Below are 17,093 nucleotides of genomic sequence, written 5' to 3'. Positions count from 1 at the left end.
CGTGCGACCGGACCGATCTTCTCGAGCGTTCACCCGTATCCGCTTGATCGCCCTCCTCTCCGGGCTTCTCGGATTCCTGCTGGCGTTGCTGACCCCGATCCTGCCGGTGCGGCAGGATCGGGCGAGCCTGGACTGGCCCGAGCCGGGTGCCGCGAGCGTGGCAGCGCCGCTGGTGTCCTACGAACCGCTGCGATTGCGCGCGACGCTGCCCTGCTCGCTGGTGAGCGAGCTCGGCGCGGGCGGCACCGTGCTGTCCACCGTCCCGGTGGCCTCCGGCCAGGCGGCGACCAAAGGTCTGGTGGTCTCGGTCGCCGACGGCGTCCTCTCGGCCGTGCTCCGGGACATCCCGCTGCTGTCCGCGCCGCTGGCGGAGGTCGGGTCCTGCGCGACGATCGGCATCGAGTCGAACGCCACCGCGACGACCCTCGAACTCACCGGCGTCACCCGCCAGGACGGCACGCCGTTCCGGACCACGATCGGCCGGGACGTGCGGCCGCAGCTGGTCGGCATGTTCACCGACCTGGATGCCGGGCGGCTCGCCGGAGCGCAGGTGCACGCGGACATCGACTCGCGTTTCTCCTCGACACCGACGCCGCTGAAGCTGGCCGCCATGCTCGCCGCCGCTGTGTTCACGCTGATCGCACTCGTCGCACTGCATCTGCTGGACACCACCGACGGGCGCAAAGCGCGGCGGTTCCTGCCCGCGCACTGGTGGCGCGTCACCCCGGCGGACGGCGTCGTGCTGGGCATCCTGGCGCTGTGGCACGTCATCGGGGCGAACACCTCCGACGACGGCTACATCCTGAACATGGCGCGAGCCTCCGAGCACGCGGGCTACATGGCGAACTACTACCGCTGGTTCGCGGTCCCCGAGGCTCCGTTCGGCTGGTCCTACGAGGTGCTGGCCTGGATGGCCCGGATCTCCGACGCGAGCCTGTGGATGCGGCTGCCCACCTTGCTCGCGGGGGTCGTCTGCTGGCTGGTGATCAGCCGTGAGGTGCTGCCCCGCCTCGGCGCCCGGGCGCGCCGCAACAAGGTGGCGCTGTGGACGGCCGGGTTGGTGTTCCTCGCGTTCTGGCTGCCCTACGACAACGGACTGCGCCCCGAACCGCTGATCGCGGCGGGGGCGCTGCTCACCTGGTGCTCGATCGAACGCGCCATCGCGACCGGCCGGTTGCTGCCCGCGGCGGTGGCCGTGCTGATCGCCGCGTTCTCCCTTGCTGCGGGCCCGACCGGTCTGATCTGCATCGCGGCGCTGATCGCCGGGTCACGACCGGTGCTGCTGATCATCATCAAGCGTGCGCGCGGTGTGATCCCGGCCCGCACCGGACCCGACGCGGACGCGGCCGCCGCGGGGTCCGCCGAGGCCGTGGCAGCGGTGAACGCGCCCGGGAACGTGCGCAAGACCTCCCGGGCGGCGACGGTCTTCCGGTTCGCCGCGCTGCTGGCCCCCGGCCTGGCCGCGGGCACGCTGGTGCTGGTGGTGATCTTCGCCGACCAGACGCTGTCGACGGTGCTGGAAGCCACTCGGGTCCGCACGATCGTCGGCCCGAACGTCGCGTGGTTCGACGAGCGCACCCGCTGGGATTCGCTGCTCATGCTCTCGCCGGACGGTTCACTCGCGCGGCGGTTCGGCGTGCTGGTGATGCTGCTGTGCCTGCTGGTGTGTGTGCTGCAAGTGCTGCGCAAGGGCCGGATTCCGGGCACATCGCGCGGTCCTTCGGTGCGCATTCTCGGCATCGTGTTCGCGTCGCTGTTCTTGATGATGTTCACCCCCACCAAGTGGACGCACCACTTCGGCGTGTACGCCGGACTGGCCGGATCGCTGGCCGCGCTCGCGGCGGTCGCGGTGGGCACCAGCGGCATTCGCTCGCCGCGCAACCGCGCGCTGTTCGCCGCCGCCGTGCTGTTCCTGCTCGCCGTGACCTTCACCGGCTCCAACGGGTGGTGGTATGTGTCCAGCTACGGTGTCCCGTGGTGGGACAAGGCGCCGCTGATCGCGGGCAAGGGATTGTCCACGTTGTTCCTCGGACTCAGCGGCGTCGCGTTGCTGATCGCCATCTGGCTGCACTACCGGGAACCGTATCGGCGCGAGCGGGCGATGGCGCCACGGCGTTTCGACCGGTGGGCCTCGGCTCCGCTGACCGTCGCCGCCGCGCTGCTGGTGGTGTTCGAGGTCGCCTCGCTCGCCAAGGCCGCGGCCACGCAGTACCCCGCGTACTCGATCACCAAGTCGAACGTGGAGTCGGTAGGCGGGGATTCGTGCGCGCTGGCCAACGAGGTGCTGGTGGAGACCGACACCGCCGATTCGCTGCTGCAACCCTTCACCGGATCGCCCGCGGACTCATTGGCCGCGCAGAACAAGGGTTTCACTCCGAACGGGGTGGCCAGCGACCTCACCGCCGACGCCGAGGAGACCGTCTCCGGTGGTGCGAACTCGGTGGATAAGGATTCCGAGAACAAGACCAGCAAGACCACCGGCGCGGGCACCGGAGGCGGCACCACCGCGCAGGCGGGCATCAACGGCAGTACCGTCGCGCTACCGTTCGGCTTGGACGCGGCGAAGACCCCGGTGCTGGGCAGCTACCAGGACGGCGAGCAGCAGCAGGCGAAGCTGACCACCCAGTGGTACCGGCTCGATCTGACCGACAGCATGCGCCACGACCCGGCCTACCAGGTGCTCGCGATCACCGCGGCGGGCCGGATCCGGTCGGTGGACGCCGACGGCGTGCTCACCTACGGACAGGAGCTGCACCTGGAGTACGGCGTCCGCGGCGCGGACGGCGAGGTGCGCACGCTCGGCTCGATCGATCCGCTGGACATCGGCCCCGCGCCGTCCTGGCGCAACCTGCGGGTGCCGCTGGATCGACTGCCGGGGGAAGTGAACGCGGTGCGGCTGGTCGCGGTCGACAACGACATCACGCCCAAGCAGTGGCTGGCCGTCACCCCGCCCCGGCTGCCCAAGCTGGCCACGCTGAATTCCGTGGTCGGCTCGCAGGATCCGGTGCTGCTCGACTGGCACGTCGGCCTGGCCTTCCCGTGCCAGCGGCCGTTCGACCACAAGGACGGCGTCGGCGAGATCCCGCGGTGGCGCATCCTGCCCGACCGGGTCGGCTCCGACGCCTCCAACGCCTGGCAGGACGACATCGGCGGCGGCCCCCTCGGCTGGACCGGCCTGCTGCTGAAGTCCCAAACCGTCCCCGCCTACCTCGACCACGACTGGGCCCGCGACTGGGGCTCCCTCGAGAAATTCACCCTCTACGCCCCCGACGCCACCCCCGCCACCATCCACATCTCTCCCCAGACCCGCACCGGCCTCGACACCGACGACCCCATCCGCATCCGCTGACCGGCATCCGGACTCCGCTATCCACGGGTGGCACGGGACACGTGCCACCCGTGGTCCGTCACGGGATAGAGGACGAGGCGACCGCGTAGGCCGCCTGCCGCGAGGCGCTTCTGGGCGGCTTCGACGGAGGCGAGTGGAAGGGTTTCGGCTACGCGGAGCGTGAGTTCGCCCGCGTCGACGTGGGCGACCAGTTGGTCGAGTTGTGCGCGATCGGCGCGGACCAGCACCGTGCGGACCACGGTCGCGCGCAACGGGATCGGGGTGTTCGGGACGCTGATGGACACGAACCGTCCGCCGCCGCGCACCGCCGCGAGCGTCGTGGGGCCGAGTGCGGCCGCGTCGAGGGCGGCGTCCACTCCGCCGGGGACGAGGGCGCGGACGGCATCCGGCAGGTAGGCCTGGCGCGGCACGAAATCGGTGGCGCCCAACGCGCGGACCGTGTGCTCGTCGGCGGGCGAGGCCGACGCGATCACCCGCACGCCTCGCGCGGCGGCGAGTTCGACGGCGAAGCCGCCGACCGCCCCCGCCGCGCCGGTCACCAGCAGCGTGTCGGTGGAGGTGAGATCCAGCGCGTCGAGTGCCTGGATCGCGGTGAGGCCGTTGAGCGGGATGGTGGCCGCTTGCACCGGAGGCACGGAAACCGGAGCGGGCGCGACGTTTCCGGCCTCGAGCACCACGTAGTCGGCCTGCGCGCCGAGCGAGACGTCGAGCCGGTCGCTGATGCCGATCACCGCCTGCCCCACCGTGAACCCCGTGACGCCCGCGCCGAGCGCGTCCACCGTGCCCGCGACGTCCCAGCCGACGCCCCATCGGTCGCGCGGCGCGGCGAACGGCGTGCCGCCCACGCCCGCACGCACCATCAGGTCGACCGGATTCACCGTCGCCGCCGCGACCGCGATCCTGATCGCGCCCGGCCCCGGTTGCGGCGTCGGCACTTCCACGATCTCCACCTCGGCTTCCGGTCCCGGCCGGTGAACCACTACTGCGCGCATGACGTTCCTTCCTCTCGGCTGTCGACCAACTTACGAGGCGTTACTATCTGCCGGGTAGTAGTTACCCGAGAGTGCGTTAGAGGTGGCGAGGTATCCCCGATGGCGACGAAGACCGCGGCGCAGCGCCGTGAACTGGCCAAACAGCATTACGACGCGTATATCGCCGAGTGCCCGACCCGGCAGCTGCTGGACCGGATCAGCGACAAATGGGTTAGCCTCGTGCTCGCCGCGCTGGCCGAGGGCCCTTTGCGCTACGCCGAACTGAACCGGATCATCGCGGGCGTGAGCCCCAAGATGCTCACCCAGACGCTGCGAGGACTGGAACGCGACGGCTTGGTGGAGCGGCGGATCACCGCCGAAGTGCCGGTGCGCGTCGACTACGAACTCACCCCGCTCGGGCACAGCCTCCAGCCGGTCATGAGCGCCGTCAAAACCTGGGCGGAGGCGCGCATGGACGACGTCATCGCCGCGCGGGCACGCTACGACGGGATCGGTAAGTAAACCGGTTGTCCGGTCTGAAAATGTGCTCCCACCTGTGGCTAAACATCGCAGGACGAATCGGGTCGATGGCCTTAATCTGATTGCCATGACAACGGCATTCGATGAAATGGATCTGCGCGATCTTGTCGGACTGCTCAGCGAAGAGGAACAACGGGAGCTGCGGCCTGCGGTGCTGCGCGTGCTCGGCCGCCTCCCTTCGCAAGAGGTGCTCCGGCGCGAGCTCGGTCTTCGACTGAAGGTCTGAGCGCCCGGTTCGCACCGGCTGAATACGGCAGGGCCGCCGCGCAGGGTTCACCTGCGCGGCGGCCCTGTGTTCGGGTATCTATCCCGTAGCCAGCTCGCCGAAAGCGACATCGACGGGTATCGGCACGTCCACGGTCAGTCGACGGGTGTGCAAGTACACGAGGTGATACCGGCCTTCGGACAGGCGGTACTCCTCGATCTGCTCGATGCCATCGCCGGGCTCGGTGAGAAAGACGATGAGGTAGACCGGGATACCGGCCGCGGCATATGCGGCTTTCTTCTCCACCGTGTCGGTGTGGTGAGAACTATCGGGAGAAACGATCTCCACTACGAGCACAGTGTCATCGGCATACAACCGTGCGTCGTCGTCCAGACAGCGATACACGACGACATCCGGTCGACGGAGGCTGAGCGGAACATCGCTGAGCCGGACGTCCACGTCGGTCTCGACCATCAAGCACGGCTCCGGCTTCCGTGCCGCTTCCATATGTGCGGCCATGCGCCGCGCCACGCGATTGTGCAGACGTGATGGACTTTCGCACTTCACGATATGGCCGTCGATAACCTCGATGGTCCGGCAGAACTCAACGGGCAGCAGTTCGTAGTCCCGCGCCGTGATCTGGTCGGGGATCCAGCGGTACCAGTCGCTGGGTGCACCGCTCGTCATGCCCTGAGACTACCGGCAGGCTGGGGCAGATCACGGTACGGACTGCACCGCTCACTGTCCGATGCCGGTTCCCCCGTCCAACTCGTCCCGCGCGGAGTCGATCGCGGCCGCGATGGCGTCGTGTGGGACGTCGGGGCGATCGTCGCCGAACTCGGCCAGCCAAGCCGAGGTCGCGGTCTTTTCGAGCCGAGCCATACGAGGAGTATGCATACCCGAAATGTGTACACGCACCCAGGTGGGTGGCGCGGGCGCCACGCGGCCGCGCCAGGAGAGGGCAGGACCGCCGTGCAGAATCAGTGTCCGACGCGGCGGCCCCGTCAGCTCGTCCGAGCGATCAGAAGACCCGCAAACTACCCGGCGACCAGAGCCCGGAACGAGTGGTCGTACCGGTCTCCAGCTTCGCGGGGACGGCGTTGCGGTCGTACTGGTCGTAGCGCTCCAGCGAGCCCCAGTCGCGCGCCCAGTCGTCCTTCAGGTAGGTGGGCACGGTGACCGACTTGGCCAGCATCTGGGAGAAGCCCAGCGGGCCGCCGAATTCCTCGGCCTGCCAGGTGTTCGTCGAGCTGATGGCCAGCGGGCGGTCCGGCAGGATGCGGTAGCCGGGCACCTCGGCCACGCCGTTCTCGTGGTCGAACGGGCGCTGGCACGGGAACTGCAGGCCCACCGCCCAGTCCAGCAGGATCGGCTGCTGGGAGCCCAGCAGGCTGTTGAGCGTCTGCAACTTCGGCATCCGCGGCGGCGTGAACGCCAGCCACTGGTCCCCGATCAGGATCGGGTCGTTGGCGACGATGCGCACAGCGTCGGCGTCGGGCGCGATCTCGTCCAACGGCACCCGCAGGTTGCGCCAGGACGGGAACGGGCCGATGTCGCGCGGCAGATAGGTGCCGAGCTTCTGCACGCTGCCGTCGGGCAGGTGCTTGCCGTAGTCGACGGTCAGCGATTGGCCGTACTTCATCGCGCCGGTGTCGTCGAAGGAGAGGATGCGACCGGCGGCCGAGATCACCACCAGCGGCCTGTCCGCCGAACGAGCGGGCAGCTCATACCAGCTCGAGGTGACGTTCGCCGGCTGCTGCACACCGTTCTGGTAGCTGCCGAGGATCGGCGTGGTGGCCGGGTCGAGGCCGAACGGGAGGGCGACGGTGGAGCCGTTGACGCCGAGCGCGCCCTGACCGCCGCCGGTGCCCGCGCTCTGCCCCTCCGCGAACGCCGCGCCGACCGACTGGGTGGAGGTGTTGCCGGTGCCCGGCTTCACCTCGACGCTGTCGGCGGACAGATCGTTGGGCACGCCGTTCGGAGCGAAGCCGACCGGATCGACGCCGGCCAGCGGGTCGGCCGGATCGGTCGGCGGATGCGCCGGATCGGTGATCGGCGCGAGCCTGCCGCCGTTCGGGTCCGGCTCGACCAGCACGTCGTTGGCCAGACCGCAGGTGCTGCCGCCGAGCGCGTCGAAGTTCGACCGCGCCAGCGAGTACGCCGGATACTGCGCGACCGCGCCCTTGACCAGCGAGAGCACTTCGAGCGCGACCATCAGCGCGGCGACCACGGTCAGCGGGATCGCCGCGAACCGGCGGATCCGCCTGCCGCGCGCCGTCTTCGCCGACGGCTGCGGCGCGGTGTAGTCCTCCCGCAGCGCGTACCAGCCGACCAGCGCCAGTGCCAGGCCGAACAGCACGAGCATGACCGTGTTGGACTGGTAACCGTGCAGCGAGATGCGCTTGTCGAACCAGGGCACGCCGAAACTGGACACGTACCAGTAGCCGTTGATGCCGGAGAACGCGATCGCGAGCACGAACAGCAATCCGGCCAGGAAGATGGCCCGGTTCTTGCGGGCCCGCAGGGCGCTCGCCGAGACCGCGACGGCGGTGACCGCCGCCAGCGAGCCCGCGATGCCCGCGTACGCGCCGAAGTGGTGGGTCCACTTGGTCGGGTTGAACATCATGAAGAAGATGGTTCCGAAGACCACGCCCATCAGCCGCCAGGTCGGCCCGCTCGCGATACCCGGCACCTGCCTGCGCCGCAGCAGCACCAGCATGGTGGTGAACAGGCACAGCAGCATCACCAGGAAGGCGAAGCGGCGCGACAGCGAACCGTCGACGGTCTCCACGAACAGGTAGTAGTAGCGCAGGTAGTCCTCGTACCAGGCCAGGTTCGGCCCGGTCACCTGGCGCACCCGGTTGGCCTCCTGGATGCCCGCGAAGGTCTGGTCGCTGTAGACCACGGTGAGCACGAGAACGCCCGCCGCGGCGATCGGCGCGAGCAACGGGAGCGTCGAGCCCCACCGCCCGGCGCCCAGCGCGGCGAAGTGCCGGTGCTTGCGCACCACGATGCGCACCATCGGACGGATACCGGCCAGCAGCGCCGCCACGCACATCAGGCCCGTCGGCGCGGCCGCCAGGGTGAACGCGGCCACCAGGATGGCCACCGCGGCGGGCAGCAACCGCCCGGTCGCGATGGCCCGCTCGATCGACACCCAGGTCAGCAGCGCGCCGAGCGCGACGACCGGCTCGGAGCGCAATCCGTTGTCGAACGGCAGCCAGAACGCCAGGAACACCAGTCCGCCGGTCCACAGCGCCACCTTGCTGGTGCGCACACCACGGCCCAGGCGCGGCACCACCTCGCGGCTGATCACCAGCCAGCAGAGGATCGCGCAGGCCAGGGCGGGCAACCGCACCCAGGGGCTGGCCGTGGAGATCTCCGAGAAGACCTGGATCACGTAGTAGTACCAGCCGAACGGCGCCTCCGGCACGCCGTACCAGCGGAAGTAGTTGGCCATGTAGCCCGCGTGCGGCGCCACCCGCACCATGCTGAGGATGTAGCCGTCGTCGGAAGTGTTGGCGCCCGCGAAATGCCACAGCAGCAGCGTGCCGATCACCGCGCCGTCCGCCCAGGTCGGCTTCAGCCAGTTCGCCGGGAGGAACCGGCGGTGCCCGCGCCCGTCACTGCTGTCCAGCCGGGCCAGCGCCGCCAGGGCGATCAGCGTGCACAACACCGCCGCGATCATCGCGATCAGCTTGATCGCGGTCGGGCTGGACGAGAAACGGGTGTCCACCGTCATGTCGAACGACAACCCCGCGGGCGCCGCGCCCTTGAGGTCGGAGAACACACCCACCACCTGGGGCCGCAGATCGCCGCCGAGCTGCCCCTCCACCGGCACGGTGACCAGCTCGGTCGTGCCGGGCGCCGCACCCTCGACCGGCCGCTCCACCTGCTTGGTGAGCCCGGCGAACGCGGCGTGGGTGCGCTCGCTGTCCGAGCTGATGGTCAGCGACGTGCACTCGCCCATTCGGCTGCGGTCGGCCGACACCACCACAGCGTTGCGATCGATCACGTCGACCGAGGTCTCCGAGACCCGCACGAACATCGCCTCCAGCGCGGCCCGGTCGCCCTGCGGCGGCGCGGTGGCCAGCAGCATGCCGCCCCGCTCGGGCAGCTGGGCGATGGTCTCGCACGGGATCGTCGCCGTCAGGTCGATCGGGACCTGCGACATCAGCGGCGCCTGCACGTTGCCGAGCGTCCCGCCTTGCGGCCACTTCAGCACCGCGGTCGTCTGCGTGACCGGCAGGAACGGAGTCGCCAGCGCGAAAAGCGCGCCGAGCAGACCGGCGAGCAATCCGATGAGCCGAGCGGTCCGGAAATCGTTCGGGGTCACCGCGGGGGCGGCGGGGGGTTTCGTGAGAACAGCGGTTGCGGCGTCGGGCACGGTTGGCAATGCTATCTGCCCGTCTGTCCGCGCGGGCGTCGCGCCGCCGGGAGAAATCGCGGGTCCTCAGTATGTTCGGAGCAGACTGCCAGAATGTTGTGCCGACGGGCCGGAGAAACGGCGTCCGACGACCAATCGACCCCGTCCTGCTGACCGCAACCGACCACAATGGAAAGGTGGGCCTATGACCAAGGTGAATCTCTCGACGAACTACGGACAGATCGTCCTCGAACTGGACGACCAGAAAGCGCCGAACACGGTGCGCAATTTCGTGGACTACGTGAACGCGGGCCACTACAACGGCACGATCTTCCACCGCGTCATTCCCGGCTTCATGATCCAGGGCGGCGGCTTCGAGCCCGGCCTGCGCCAGAAGGGCACGCAGGCGCCCATTCAGAACGAGGCGAACAACGGCCTGAAGAACAACAAGTACACCGTCGCGATGGCCCGCACCAACGACCCGCACTCGGCCACCGCGCAGTTCTTCATCAATGTCTCCGACAACGACTTCCTCAACCACTCCGCGCCCACCGCGGCGGGCTGGGGCTACACCGTCTTCGGCGCGGTGACCGAAGGTACCGACGTGGTCGACAAGATCGCGGGCGTCGCCACGGCCTCGGCCGGCGGGCACCAGGACGTCCCGGTGAGCGACGTCGTCATCGAATCTGCCACCGTCAGCTGATCATTCGGCGCCCATGACGCGAATCGGGCCGCGCCCCAGAGGGGTGCGGCCCGATCGTGTTCCACAGCCTACAGCGGCAGCAGGTGATGCTTGCGCGGGTTGCGGGCAATAGCCTTGTCCCGCAACAACTGGAGCGCACGACGGATTTCCAGCCGGGTCGTCGCGGGCTCGATGACCGCGTCGACGTATCCGCGCTCGGCGGCCACCCACGGGGTCGCCACGGTGGCGTTGTAGAAGTCGATCATCTGCTGGCGGATCGCGGCGCGCTGGTCCTCGGGCGCGGCCTCGATCTGCTTGGCTCCGATCAGGCTGACCGCGCTCTCCGCGCCCATGACGGCGATCCGCGCGGTGGGCCAGGCCAGGTTCACGTCGGCGCCCAGCTGCTTGGAGCCCATCACGGCGTAGCCGCCGCCGTAGGACTTGCGGATCACCACGGTGACCTTCGGGACCGACGCCTCCACATAGGAGAACAGGAACCGTCCGCCACGCTTGATGACGCCGATCTTCTCCTGTTCCACACCGGGCAGGAACCCGGGTGTGTCGACGACGAACACCAGCGGGATCTCGAACGCGTCGCACAGCCGCACGAAATGCGCGGCCTTGTCCGAGGCGCGGGCGTCCAGCGCTCCCGCGTACACCATCGGCTGGTTGGCCACCACGCCGACGCTGCGCCCGTCCACCCGGGCGAATCCGGTGATGACGTTGCGGCCCGCCGACGCGCCGACCTCGTGGAAGGCGCCGTCGTCGAAGATGCGCAACAGGATCTCGTGCATGTCGTACCCGGAGTTGTCGGAGTCCGGGACGATCGAGTTCAGTTCCAGGTCGCTGTCGGTGGTCTCCGGCTCCAGGCCGGGATTCACGACCGGCGCCAGCTCCTGGCAGCTGGTCGGCAGGTAGCCCAGGTAATCGCGCACCCACTCGAACGCGGCCGCCTCGTCCTTGGCCACGTGGTGGATGTTGCCGTACTCCGCCTGGCTGCGCGCCCCGCCGAGTTCCTCGAGACTGACGTCCTCGCCGGTGACCTCCCGGATCACCTTCGGGCCGGTGACGAACATGTACGCCTCTTCGGTCGCCACCACCACGTCGGTGTTGATCGGGGCGTAGACGGCGCCACCCGCGCACTTGCCGAGGATCATCGAGATCTGCGGAACCAGGCCGGACAGCGGCTCCTGGCGGCGGCCCAGCTCGGCGTACCAGGCCAGCGAGGTCACCGCTTCCTGCACGCGGGCGCCGCCGGAGTCGTTGATACCGACCACCGGGCAGCCGACCTTGGCCGCGTACTCCAGGATCCCGGCGACCTTGCGGCCGAACATCTCGCCGACCGAACCGCCGTAGACGGTCTGGTCGTGCGAGAACACCGCCACGGGCCTGCCTTCGACCAGGCCGTGCCCGGTGACGACGCCGTCGCCGTAGAGCGCGGCGGGATCGCCCGGTTTACGTACCAGCGCGCCGATCTCCACGAAGGTTCCCGGATCGAGCAGCATGTTGATCCGGTCGCGGGCGCTGGGTATGCCTTTCTTCGCCCGCTTGGCGATCCCCGCTTCACCCGCGGGCTCCTGCGCCAAATCCAGGCGCTTGCGCAGGTCGGCGAGTTTTTCGGCAGTCGTGCTCACTTGGCCCCTTTCGCCTCGATCGCGGCGAGCTTCGCGGTCAGGTCGGCCCCGATCTTCCCGATCCGCGGTTCATCGATGATCTGCAGGTGGTCGCCGGCGATGTGGACGACCTCCAAATTCGGGATGTACTCGTCCCAGCCGCCGTTAGGCACCCGGACGGCGAAGCGTGGCTCGAGCTCGATCATCCCGTCGTGATAGCGATCGGCGAGGTAGAGCACGACGTTGCCGTCGTAGTGCGTGGGTTGGGTCCGGGCGAGATGACGGCTATCGATCCACGAGGTGCGCTGGTGTTCGAGCACGCCGCCGGGGATCTTCGCGCCGCTGATCTTGATCAGGTCGCTGATCATCTTGAACTGCTCTTCGTCCGACGCCGCGGCCAGCGTCTCCAGCTGCTCGCGGTCCAATTCACCGTCGACGCCATAGGTCTTCTTGGCGAACACCTGGTAGCGCTCGATCCGCCGCACGCGCTCCTCGGGACTGTTGTCCTCGCCCTGAGTCGGGATGGCCAGATCGATCAAGCCGACCGTGCGCACGTCCGCGCCCTCGGCGCGAAGCAACTGCGCGGTCTGCATGGCCAGCACCGCACCCAGCGACCAGCCGTACAGCACGAACGGACCGTCGCCCTGGATCTTGCGCAGCTCGGGCAGGTACTGGCGCGCCCGCTCCTCGATCGAACCGTCGACCCGCTCGAGGCCGTACATCGGCGTCTCGGCGGGCAGCCGCTTCAACAGGGGCTCGTACACGAGCGTGTTGCCGCCCGAGGGGTGGAACACGAAGACGGGCACCGCGTTCGAGCCCTCCGCGCGCGGCCGCAGCGGACGGACGAAGCCGTCCACATCCGCGCCGCTGTCCTGCAGGTCGCGGACGATGTCGGAGAGCTGCTCGATGGTCTCGCAGTCGAGTACGTCGTCGACGGTGACCTCGGCCTTGACCCGTTCGGTCAGGCGCGCGGCCAGTTTCTCCGCGGTGTCCTCGTCCAGGATCGGCAGCGTGTTGAAGATGCCTCCGGCCGATTTCCCGGTGACCACCGCCCAGGTGGCGAAGGTCAGGCGCTCGGCGGCGTCGCGCGGCGGAACGTCGTCCTCGTCGGCGGTCTGCCCAGCGCCGCCGAAGACGGCGGCGGGCGCGGCCGCAGCCGCGGCGACCGGTTGCCCGGCGGAAGCGTCACTTTCGACGACCTTCTCCGGACTCGCGGTAGGCGCTGCCGCCGAAGCCGGATCGGCCTCGGCCGCAGCGGTTTCCGTTGCGCCGGCGGACTCGTCGGCCATACCGGTGTCCGGCGCAGCGCCCGCCACCGCGGCGACCGGATCGGCGCCGGTGGCCAGGGCCGCACGGGCCGTGGCGATGAAATCGGCGTCCACGGCCAGCTCGCCCGTGCCGCCCGCCGCCTTGTCGGCAGCCTGCTGGTCGGCCATCGCCTGCACCTCGTCGCGGTGCTCGATGGCGTACCGCAGCACCTTGCCGACCTCGTGCAGGCTCGCGTCCCGCACGGCCTGCACCTGCAGCTGCGGGATGTCGAACTCGTACTCGACCCGGTTCTTGATGCGCATCGCCATCAGCGAGTCCAAGCCGAGTTCCATCAGCGGGATCTCCATCGGAAGATCCTCGACCGCGTAACCCATGGACTCCGCGACGATCAGCGCGAGCCGCTCTTCGACGGTCTGCGTGCCGTTCGGATCCCACCGGTCACCGAAGGTCTCCACGACCTCGAGGTCGGCGTCGCTGCTCGTCTGCGCGGCGATCGCCGGGACCGGCTCGGCCGCGACGGGTTCCGGCAGCGGGGCGCCGGAGGTCACCACGGCGTCGAACACCAGGCGGAAGGCGTTGCCCTCCTTGGCGTGGACCTGCACCGAGGCGCCGCCGGGATGCGGGGTGAGCGTGGTGGTGAGCGTGCCCGCCGCCGGGATCGGCGCGTGCGGAATCGACGCGCCCAGCGAGACGTCGCTGAGCACCTGCGCCGACGCGGCACGCACCAGTCCGGCGAGATCGGTGACCGAGGACGCCTGGACCTCCCAGACGTGCCTGCCGTCGGGCAGCGCGACGTGCGCGCCGGGCAACCGGCCGTTGCCGCCCGTGGCCAGCCGGACATTCGGCCAGTACTCCTTGCGCACGAACGTGGTGCGCGGAACGTCGGCGTACTCACCCGGGCCGAGCAGCGAAGACAGATCGACCTTGTGTCCGTGCACGTAGAGCTGGGCGAGTGCGGCGATAACGCCCGCGGACTCGTCCTCTTTGCGCTTGAGCGTGGGGATGAGCTGCGCGTCGTGCACGCCTGCGGCGAAGGTGGTGCCCAGCACCTGCATCAACGCGACGGAGTTCGGCGCCAGCTCCAGGAACGTGGTGTGGCCGGCGTCCACCGCGAGCTTCACCGCGTTGGTGAAGTACACGCTGTGGCGCATGTTCTTGACCCAGTAGTCCTCGTCGTGGATCGGGTCGTTGCCCGCGCGGAAGAACTCTTCCTTGTGCACCGTCGAGTACAAGCCGGTCTTCAGCTTGGTCGGCTCGATGCCGGCCAGTTCCGCGGCCAGCTCGCCGAGCAGCGGGTCCATCTGCGAGGTGTGGCCCGCGCCGCGGGTCTGCAGCACCCGGGCGAACTTGCCCGCCGCCTCCACCTGCGCCACGATCGCCGCCACCTGATCCTGCGGACCGCCGATCACCGTGTTGGTCGGCGCCGCGTACACCGCGACCTCGACGTCCGGGTAGTCCGGCAGCAGGCTCGCGACGTCCTCGGCGCTGTACTCGATGAGCGCCATGTTGCGCACGTCGTCGTCGCTGATCATCTGCTCGCCCTCGCCCATCAGGCGGGAACGGGCGCAGATCACGCGCACCGCGTCCTCGAGCGAGAGACCACCGGCGATGTACGCGCCCGCGACCTCGCCCATGGAATGGCCCACCACCGCGTCGGGTTCGGCGCCGTGCGCACGCAGCAGCGCGGCCAGGCCGATCTGGATGGTGAAGATGCCGACCTGCGAGGTGCCGACGTTGTAGTCCTGGCTGTCGTCCAGGAACAGCTCGCGCACCGAGTATCCGGCCTCGTCCTGCACCAGCTCGTCGACCTCGTCGACGGCCCCGGCGAAGATCGAGTTCTCCAGGTAGAGCTGCTTGCCCATCTTGCGGTGCTGTGCGCCGAAACCGGCAAGCACCCACATCGGGCCCATGGCCGCGGGCGCGTCGGCGGTGAAGACGCCCGTACCCGGCTTGCCCGCCGCGATGGCGCGCAGTCCGGCGACCGCCTCCTCGTGCGTCTTGGCCAGCACCACGCCGCGCGAACGCCAGTGGCTGCGCTTGGCCAGCGACCGCGCCACATCGGCGAGCGGGGTCTTCGCGCCCGCCTCGGACTCCAGCCAGTCGGCCAGCTCGGCCGCGGCACGGCGGCGCCGCGAGGGCAGGTAGCCCGACACCGGCAGGATCTGCGGCAGCGGCTCGGTGCGCTCGGCGGTCCATTCGGCAGGGGGCGCGGCGGCTTCGGCCGCCTCGGCCACGGCGACGAGGGCATCGGACGCCGCGAGCGTGTCGGTGGTCTCCTCCACCGCGTCCTCGTCCAACTGGGTCTCGAGTTCGGAGAACGGAGCCTGGGTGTCGGCGGCGGCAGGCACGTATTCCTGGACGACGACGTGGGCGTTGGTGCCGCCGAAGCCGAAGCCGGAGACGCCGATGGTCGCCGTGCCGCTGTAGCGCGGGAACTCGGTGGGCTCGTCGACGACCTTCAGGTGCGCCTGGTCCCACGGAATGTACGGGTTCGGACCGGCATAGCCGATGTTCGGCGGAATGACGTTGTGCTGCAACGACATGACCACCTTCGCCAGGCTCGCCGCACCGGCGCCCGACTCCAGGTGACCGAAGTTGGTCTTGGCCGAACCGAGCAGCGCGGGCTTGTCGGCGTCGCGGCCGCGGCCGACCACCCGGCCGAGCGCGTCCGCCTCGATCGGGTCGCCGAGCAGGGTGCCGGTGCCGTGCGCCTCGACGTAGTCGACCGAGGACGGCGCGATACCCGCGTCGCGGTAGGCGCGGCGCAGCACCTCGGCCTGAGCGTCGGGGTTCGGGGCGAGCAGGCCGTTGGACCGCCCGTCGTTGTTGACCGCCGAGCCCTTGATCACGGCGTAGATCGTGTCGCCGTCGCGCTCGGCGTCGGCGAGGCGCTTCAGCACCACCAGACCGCCGCCCTCGGAGCGGATCATGCCGTCGGCGTCGCTGGAGAACGCCTTGATGTGCCCGTCCTTGGCGAGGCCGCCGTTGGCGTCGAAACCGAGCGTGGCCATCGGCGCGAGCAACATGTTCACGCCACCGGCCAACGCCAGGTCGGCCTCGCCGCCGCGCAGCGCCTGCACCGCCTCGTGCACCGCGACCAGGGTCGAGGAGCAGGCGGTGTCGATGGACACCGACGGGCCACGGAAGTCGAAGAAGTAGGAGACCCGGTTCGGGATGATCGAGCTGACGCTGCCCATGATCGCGTACGCCTCGGCCGACACCGGCACGTTCGGATCGCGCTCGCTGCCCAGCCCGAGCGCCGCGAGCAGCATGAAGTCGTTGCCCGAGGAGCCGATGAACACGCCGACCGGCTCGCCCTTGAGATCGCTGGCCGGAATCCGCGCGTGTTCCAGCGCCTCCCAGGTCAGTTCCATCGCCAGTCGCTGCTGCGGATCGACACGCTCGACCTCGACCGGCGACATGGCGAAGAACTCCGCGTCGAAGCCCTTGACGACGTCCTGGTCGAGGTAGCCGCCCCGGGTGTTCGCCTGCGCGATCGCCTCGGCCAGCTGCGGCTCGGCCAGGAACTCCGACCAGCGTCCCTCGGGCAGCTCCCGGATGCCGTCACCGCGGCCGATGAGGAAATCCCAGGTCGACTCCGGGGTGTCACCCGCGCCGGGCAGCCGGGTCGACAAACCCACGATGGCGATGTCGTGCGCCTCGCCGGGACGGTAGCCCGCGGTGTAGAAGGCGTCGTCCGCGGCTTCCTCCGGCACGTCCGGCTCGCCGTTGACGATCCGCTCGGCCAGCGAGGCGATGGTCGGGTGCTGGTACACGACCGTCGCGTTCAGCATCACGCCGGTCAGTTCCTCGATGTCCCCACCGAGGGCGAGGGCATCGCGCGAGGCGAGCCCGAACTCCTCCATCGGCCGGTCCACGGTGATCTGCTCGATCGGTTGCCCGGTCGCCTCGGAGACCCAGCGCCGCAGCCACTCACGCAGCTCCGCCACCGACATGTCGGTCTGCGCGCCACCCTTCGCGGACTCGGCCGGGGCCGCCGCGTCGGCGCCGGTCTCGACGGGCGTGGTGTCGGTCGTCTGGGTGGGCGTGCCCTCGTTGTCAGCCATCAATTCCTCAAGCTACCTGTGTCCGTACCGG

The 17,093-nt window shown here is 69.6% G+C and carries 10 protein-coding genes; 4 read left to right on the top strand and 6 right to left on the bottom strand.

Annotated elements, in window-relative coordinates:
• The first annotated feature begins 1 nt into the window (after nt 1).
• Complete coding sequence (locus tag ABZ803_RS26675; protein WP_357043318.1) at nt 2–3,349, top strand: arabinosyltransferase domain-containing protein; 3,348 nt, start codon at nt 2–4, stop codon at nt 3,347–3,349.
• Nucleotides 3,350–3,366: 17 nt separating this feature from the next.
• Here ABZ803_RS26675 and ABZ803_RS26670 read toward each other — a convergent pair whose 3' ends face one another.
• Nucleotides 3,367–4,341, bottom strand: a complete 975-nt coding sequence (locus ABZ803_RS26670; protein WP_357043316.1) for an NADP-dependent oxidoreductase — start codon at nt 4,339–4,341, stop codon at nt 3,367–3,369.
• A 99-nt stretch (nt 4,342–4,440) separates the two neighbouring features.
• On the opposite strand from ABZ803_RS26670, the gene ABZ803_RS26665 reads away from it, so the two are divergent.
• Together ABZ803_RS26665 and ABZ803_RS26660 are read left to right on the top strand one after the other, a co-directional pair.
• A complete protein-coding gene (locus ABZ803_RS26665) occupies nt 4,441–4,842 on the top strand; it encodes a helix-turn-helix domain-containing protein (RefSeq protein WP_357043314.1) in 402 nt (133 codons plus the stop codon).
• A gap of 85 nt (nt 4,843–4,927) precedes the next feature.
• Complete coding sequence (locus ABZ803_RS26660) at nt 4,928–5,086, top strand: hypothetical protein (protein ID WP_168434190.1); 159 nt, start codon at nt 4,928–4,930, stop codon at nt 5,084–5,086.
• A 78-nt stretch (nt 5,087–5,164) separates the two neighbouring features.
• Here the strand turns inward: ABZ803_RS26660 and ABZ803_RS26655 are convergent, their stop codons facing one another.
• The 3 genes from ABZ803_RS26655 to ABZ803_RS26645 form a co-directional block, all read right to left on the bottom strand.
• Nucleotides 5,165–5,752, bottom strand: coding sequence for a Uma2 family endonuclease (locus ABZ803_RS26655; protein ID WP_357043312.1), 588 nt, complete (start codon nt 5,750–5,752; stop codon nt 5,165–5,167).
• 51 nt (nt 5,753–5,803) lie between these two features.
• Nucleotides 5,804–5,947 (bottom strand): hypothetical protein, encoded by a 144-nt coding sequence (locus ABZ803_RS26650; RefSeq protein ID WP_357043310.1) that lies wholly within the window; start codon nt 5,945–5,947, stop codon nt 5,804–5,806.
• Between the two features lie 139 nt (nt 5,948–6,086).
• Nucleotides 6,087–9,401, bottom strand: a complete 3,315-nt coding sequence (locus tag ABZ803_RS26645) for an arabinosyltransferase domain-containing protein (protein WP_357043456.1) — start codon at nt 9,399–9,401, stop codon at nt 6,087–6,089.
• Between the two features lie 235 nt (nt 9,402–9,636).
• On the opposite strand from ABZ803_RS26645, the gene ABZ803_RS26640 reads away from it, so the two are divergent.
• Nucleotides 9,637–10,134 (top strand): peptidylprolyl isomerase, encoded by a 498-nt coding sequence (locus tag ABZ803_RS26640; RefSeq protein WP_357043308.1) that lies wholly within the window; start codon nt 9,637–9,639, stop codon nt 10,132–10,134.
• Nucleotides 10,135–10,202: 68 nt separating this feature from the next.
• Here the strand turns inward: ABZ803_RS26640 and ABZ803_RS26635 are convergent, their stop codons facing one another.
• Nucleotides 10,203–11,747 (bottom strand): acyl-CoA carboxylase subunit beta, encoded by a 1,545-nt coding sequence (locus ABZ803_RS26635; protein WP_040864253.1) that lies wholly within the window; start codon nt 11,745–11,747, stop codon nt 10,203–10,205.
• Nucleotides 11,744–17,062, bottom strand: a complete 5,319-nt coding sequence (pks13, locus tag ABZ803_RS26630) for a polyketide synthase Pks13 (protein ID WP_357043306.1) — start codon at nt 17,060–17,062, stop codon at nt 11,744–11,746. Before pks13 ends, ABZ803_RS26635 begins: the two co-directional genes overlap by 4 nt.
• Between the last annotated feature and the right edge of the window lie 31 nt (nt 17,063–17,093).

The sequence above is a fragment of the Nocardia sp. NPDC047648 genome, assembly GCF_040642815.1.
Lineage (GTDB): Bacteria > Actinomycetota > Actinomycetes > Mycobacteriales > Mycobacteriaceae > Nocardia > Nocardia gamkensis.
Note: the sequence above shows the minus strand (reverse complement) of the source record. Positions and strands in the feature narration are given on the sequence as shown.

Bases quoted from the DNA above. Each gene is read 5' to 3' on its own strand.
- ABZ803_RS26655 (WP_357043312.1), bottom strand. From the start codon at position 5,752: ATGACGAGCGGTGCACCCAGCGACTGGTACCGCTGGATCCCCGACCAG.
- ABZ803_RS26665 (WP_357043314.1), top strand. From the start codon at position 4,441: ATGGCGACGAAGACCGCGGCGCAGCGCCGTGAACTGGCCAAACAGCAT.
- ABZ803_RS26650 (WP_357043310.1), bottom strand. From the start codon at position 5,947: ATGGCTCGGCTCGAAAAGACCGCGACCTCGGCTTGGCTGGCCGAGTTC.
- pks13 (WP_357043306.1), bottom strand. From the start codon at position 17,062: ATGGCTGACAACGAGGGCACGCCCACCCAGACGACCGACACCACGCCC.
- ABZ803_RS26640 (WP_357043308.1), top strand. From the start codon at position 9,637: ATGACCAAGGTGAATCTCTCGACGAACTACGGACAGATCGTCCTCGAA.
- ABZ803_RS26660 (WP_168434190.1), top strand. From the start codon at position 4,928: ATGACAACGGCATTCGATGAAATGGATCTGCGCGATCTTGTCGGACTG.
- ABZ803_RS26670 (WP_357043316.1), bottom strand. From the start codon at position 4,341: ATGCGCGCAGTAGTGGTTCACCGGCCGGGACCGGAAGCCGAGGTGGAG.